Source organism: Flavobacterium sp. (assembly GCF_025352425.1).
Taxonomy (GTDB): Bacteria; Bacteroidota; Bacteroidia; order Flavobacteriales; family Flavobacteriaceae; genus Flavobacterium.
Genome location: NZ_JANXTI010000070.1, coordinates 1 through 5,193 on the forward strand (window position 1 = coordinate 1; position 5,193 = coordinate 5,193).

General features: G+C 30.5%; 6 protein-coding genes, 1 tRNA gene and 1 pseudogene. 6 read left to right on the forward strand and 2 right to left on the reverse strand.

Annotated elements, in window-relative coordinates; translation table 11 throughout:
• Positions 1 to 223 precede the first annotated feature (223 nt).
• The 6 genes from Q0Q99_RS09335 (at position 224) to Q0Q99_RS09360 (ending at position 4,262) form a co-directional block, all read left to right on the forward strand.
• The gene (locus Q0Q99_RS09335) at positions 224 to 880 is read left to right on the forward strand and encodes a DUF6766 family protein (RefSeq protein WP_293894767.1); all 657 of its coding nucleotides are present in this window, start codon (positions 224 to 226) and stop codon (positions 878 to 880) included.
• 285 nt (positions 881 to 1,165) lie between these two features.
• Positions 1,166 to 1,250 (forward strand) — tRNA-Ser (locus Q0Q99_RS09340).
• Positions 1,251 to 1,505: 255 nt separating this feature from the next.
• Complete coding sequence (locus Q0Q99_RS09345) at positions 1,506 to 2,360, forward strand: hypothetical protein (RefSeq protein WP_293894769.1); 855 nt, start codon at positions 1,506 to 1,508, stop codon at positions 2,358 to 2,360.
• An 82-nt stretch (positions 2,361 to 2,442) separates the two neighbouring features.
• Entirely contained in the window at positions 2,443 to 2,739 is a 297-nt protein-coding gene (locus Q0Q99_RS09350) for a helix-turn-helix domain-containing protein (RefSeq protein ID WP_293894772.1), read from the forward strand.
• Positions 2,740 to 2,751: 12 nt separating this feature from the next.
• Positions 2,752 to 3,075, forward strand: coding sequence for a hypothetical protein (locus tag Q0Q99_RS09355; protein WP_293894775.1), 324 nt, complete (start codon positions 2,752 to 2,754; stop codon positions 3,073 to 3,075).
• The gene (locus Q0Q99_RS09360) at positions 3,072 to 4,262 is read left to right on the forward strand and encodes a primase-helicase family protein (protein WP_293894778.1); all 1,191 of its coding nucleotides are present in this window, start codon (positions 3,072 to 3,074) and stop codon (positions 4,260 to 4,262) included. Before Q0Q99_RS09355 ends, Q0Q99_RS09360 begins: the two co-directional genes overlap by 4 nt.
• 404 nt (positions 4,263 to 4,666) lie before the next feature.
• On the opposite strand, the gene Q0Q99_RS09365 is transcribed toward Q0Q99_RS09360, so the two are convergent.
• Entirely contained in the window at positions 4,667 to 4,864 is a 198-nt protein-coding gene (locus Q0Q99_RS09365; RefSeq protein WP_293894781.1) for a hypothetical protein, read from the reverse strand.
• A gap of 206 nt (positions 4,865 to 5,070) precedes the next feature.
• Positions 5,071 to 5,193 (reverse strand): annotated as a pseudogene (locus Q0Q99_RS09370) (IS982 family transposase); the annotation flags it as partial.

The following is a 5,193-nucleotide window of genomic DNA, read 5'->3' on the forward strand; positions in this document are numbered from 1 at the left end:
TTGGCTGAGGAAAAAGAAGCCGACATTACATTAACAGAGGCGGCTTATAATACTATTAATTTCGATGCCACAAGTGGAGAAAAAGAATAGTATTATTGGTTACTAAGTTAAGGTGGGCCTGCAACATTTTTAATGGAGCAGGCTTTTTTTTTATATCAAAAACATTTAAAAACAATACGATGAATCCATATCTTTCAACATCCAAAATGAAAATCGTGAAGAAATGAAAAAATTCCTTCAACATAACGGTCTATCCATTGTATTCCTTATACTTTTTGTTGGAGCAATGTCAGGGCAGATAATTTGTGGCATTAGAGAATACAATAAGGAATTAACAGAAGGTGGCGCAAGCGCAGTTACTTTGTCCCAGTATTTTTTTTCAGGACATTTTATTGAAGCAACATTCGAAAATTTGGAAAGCGAATTTCTTCAAATGGCTCTTTTTGTGTGGCTTACCATTTTCTTAAAACAAAAAGGATCTTCCGAGTCGAAAGGTTTTGCAGGTCAGGAAGAAGTAGACAGAGAACCTTCAGCAAGACGCAAAAATGCACCTTGGTCGGTAAAAAAAGGAGGAATATGGCTGACGTTATATAAACATTCACTTACCTTAAGCCTTTTTATTTTATTTATATTATCTTTTGCTCTACATGTGCTTGGGAGCCTAAAGGACGAAAACCTTCAAAATGAATTCAAGGGCAAGCATTTGGAAACGCTTGGCGATTACTTGTGCGGATCGCGATTGTGGTTTGAGTCTTTCCAGAACTGGCAAAGTGAATTCTTATCCGTATTTGCAATAGTGGGTTTGTCTATTTATTTTCGCCAAATAGGTTCTCCACAATCCAAGCCTGTTGATGCACCTAACGATGAAACGGGAGCATAAAAATATAATCCAGTAGCCATAACTTTATACTATTTAATCAAAAGTAATGGCAAAACCACATCTGAAAATTGTTGAATAGGTAACTTGAACAAGCAATAAGCAAGTGACGTTGTGAACGCAAAAGCGCATGTAAAAAGTCAATAATTTTTGTTAAACAGGACTTAGTTAAACGAATATTTTATAACCCTAAAAAATAAGTAGATATTTTAACGAAAATCTTTTTGCAAAATCAAAAAGGTTACTATATTTGCAACCGCATTGAGAGAAATTGATGTCCCGACTATTGGAGAAATGGCAGAGTGGTCGATTGCGGCAGTCTTGAAAACTGTTGACTGTAACAGGTCCGGGGGTTCGAATCCCTCTTTCTCCGCAACACTAAACCGTAAACTACTTATAAATAAGTGTTTACGGTTTTTTTATTCTCTTCTTGTCCGACGGTTGTCCCAATTTCAAAAAAAACATTCAGTTTTTTAATTTCTTTTTCTATTATTGTCCGATAATGATTAATTCAGTGAAATAGTTAGCTTGATTAATTTTCGTTTTATAAAATTGAAAATATAAAAGGTTATTTTTGGGTTGAAAGGAACAAAATAGACACTAAGATAATCTACATAAAAAAATAATAATGGATTACGAAGAAATAGAAAACAGAAAATTTGTAAAGAAATTTAAGCTCGAAGAATTAATACTTTCAAATATTGACAACCTTGTTTTGCACAATGTTTTTATTGAAGATGAATTTTTAATTGACAATGTGAAAACTGATTCAATAGAATTTGATACTATGATAACATTAGGAGCAAAAGAGTATTATATAAATCAAGACATTTTAAAAGAAATATATAATTCCATTCGCTTTTTTGTCGAAGTTGTAGCAACAGATACGCAATTTGATTTAAACAAGATTTTGACCAATTTAGAAGGCAGAATTGAAAGCACTGAAAAAATAAAATACTTAGAAAAAAAGCACAAGGATTTATATTCGCAAGTTAAAAATGAGTCGGAATATCTTGTTTATGCTGAAATAAAAGAGTTTAATGGGTTTGCAAATTGGCAGGAATTAATCTATGATTGCCTTACTAGAGAAATTACTTTTATTGAGAAGTATTTAACTTCAGATTTTGAATTGTCAGATATTCCCAAAGAGATTTTAAGTACATGGGTCAAATATTACACGATAAAGACACAAATAGACTTTTGTAAAGAGCAAATTAATAAACTAAAAAACACTAGACAGAAATCAAGTTTTGTTGATACTTCATTACAAGTTTTTCTACTTGAGGAAATCATAAACATAAAAGATTGGAGCAGTATAAGTGCAACAAAAAAAGGCGAAATACTTAGTCATTTACTAGGTAAAAATAAAGACAACATTAAAAAGATTTATCTTGAGCTTGACAAAAAAAGTTCTGAAAATTCAGAAAAACTTTTAAACGACAGAAAACAAGCAGATGAAATTATAAAAAAACTATTAGGGTAACCATCAGGGTTACCCTAATAGTTTTAACCCCATTCGACTAAATTAAGTTTGTGCCATAATTAATAAAATAAATAATTAAATTATGGTTAAAGAAATCTTGCAACTCGAAAGCACAAACGCTAATGATTTTAAGAACGAAATCGTCAGAGACATCACACTCGCACTTAAAGGGTATGCTACTAATTCGCAAAATCCCGATAATGAAACATTATTAACAAGAGAAGAAACTGCAAAACTCCTTTCGGTTAGTTTAGTTACTTTATGGGACTGGACTAAAAAAGATATTATTCCTGCCTATCGCATTGGAAATAAAGTTCGCTATAAAAAAAGTGAAGTTTTCAAATCATTGAATCAAAAAAACCAATTTGGTCAACTTTAAAACGCTTTTTTTATGCAAATTAATAATCAAGCTTTAATTTCAGATGCTTTAAGTCATTTGAATTTCTTAAAAAACGATTTTGCGAGGTTACGAGTGGATTATAATAGAGATAATAATATAGTTTATTCAACTGGAAAATATATTGAATCCTGCGAATTAATTGGGCAACTTATAAAAGGCTACGATAATCATAATTTTAAATTATTATCAAACAATATCAATAGTGTTTTATTAAAAGATTCCGAATTGCATGGTGTTTTAATCACAATCAGGAAAAATAAGCACTCTAATAACTTTGACCCTTCAAAAATGGCATCTATAATTTTTGAAATATGAAAAAGTATATCCGTGTGGGAACAGAATATTTCAAGGAGGTATTATGCCCTCTTATGAGTGGCGATAATATGAAATCATTAATAAAATGGAATAAAGCCACCATTATTGATGATTTTGGGAAAGACAGTTTGAAAGGCATAAAAAAATATGAAACTTTCTGCACATTTCCGTCACACATTAATTATCAAAGAGAGATTAATAATTTTTACAATAAGTATGAACCTCTTTCTTATTCTGTGAATGAAAAAGGAGATTGGGAAAGTATAAAACTCTTTCTGCAACACCTTTTTGGTAAACAGTATGAATTAGCATTAGATTATTTAACAATTCTTTGGAAGTACCCCAGTCAAATCTTGCCTATATTGTGTTTGGTAAGTATAGAGCGAAACACAGGTAAAAGTACATTTCTAAAACTCTTAAAACTGATTTTTGAGGGCAATATGACCATCAATAAAAATGAAGACTTTAGAAGCCGTTTTAATTCCGATTGGGCGGGAAAATTAATTGTGGCAGTTGACGAAGTTTTACTGGACAAAAAAGAAGACAGTGAGCGCATTAAAAACCTTTCAACTTCTAATCATTACAAACTAGAGGGAAAAGGAGTTGATAAGGCTGAAATAGAGTTTTTCGGCAAGTTTATTCTATGTTCAAATAATGAAGAAAACTTTATTAAGATTGATGATTTAGAAATTCGTTACTGGGTAATTAAAGTCAATCCTTTTGTAAAAGAAAATCCGGACTTATTAGAGCAAATGAGAAAAGAAATTGCTTCATTCGCATATCATTTAACTCATAGGAAAATCGAAACCCAAAGAACAACCCGAATGTGGTTTACTAAAGAGCAGATTTATACCAAAGCATTAGATGTTTTAGTTCGTGGAAACAGAACTTCTATTGAAAAGGAAATTGAAGAGTTTTTAATTGACCAGTTCTGCACTCTTGAATTAGATGAATTGTATTATACTACTAAAGATTTGCACGAACAATTAAACCTAGCCAATATCAGAGTAGGCAAAAATTATGTGTCTAAAATAATTACAGAGAATTTTAAACTTGAACCTAAAAATAGCAGCTACAATTTTTACAGTTTGGATTTATCTACAATGAATAGCGGGAAATGGAGTGTTTATACTGAAAATCGAAAGGGAAGATTCTATACTTTCAAGAAAGAGGAGTTTATTAAATAATTGTTGATTTGTTGACGGACAAGAAAAAAATCAATAAAAACAGTACTTTACAGGGCAACAGGACATCAACAAGCTGTCAACAGAATATATTTCGGGGTATTCAGTTATTTTTTGACAGCTTGTTGACAATTTGTTGAAGTCACAAACCTATTAAATAAAAGGCTCTACAACCTGATTTCAACAAATCAACAAAAGTAACATCCTATCCCACTTAATTTTAATGTGTGGTAACAGGGTTACAAAACGATAACATTATTTCAGTATCAAAACCATTGCAATTATTCAAATAAATCATTGCAATGGTATTGCAATAAATAAAAAATTACCGTCACAAGTCACGAAATGAAATCATCATCATTTCAAACTTTGGCGGTAATCTTTTAAATTAATTAAGAGGTTTTGAACTAATCTATGTCTATATCATAGAGAAAAAAAATTATTCGCCATTTTGAATATTTATGAAATCTATCCTTAATAAGTTGTAGCTCTTCAAAGTAGTCAAGTCCAAGCCAATTATTAAAACTGATTTTTTTTTGTTTACTTTTATAAATTTCAGGATGCCATAGCTTTAAATCTTTTTTTGCTATTTCTCTTAAATTCATTGACTTATTATAGTCAAAATTAAGAAGCTCATATAGATAAAAATATGATGCGCTGTGACAAATAGGCACTTCTTCAAAATAGAAATAATATGATTGTCGGATAGTTTCAGAACAATCTAAAGGCAACCCTTTGTATTTATCTAAAAGAGTTGGTTGTCCATTATTCTCGATAGCTTTAAATAAATAAGATAACCCGTTGGGTGTAATTAAATTGTTTGATTTTTAATATTGTTTATTGGTCTGTCAAATATGAATTTATTGATATACTGAACCAATGTTAATGCTGTTATTTTTGCTAAAATTCTTGTTTTAAAACCTTCAAAAGTTTT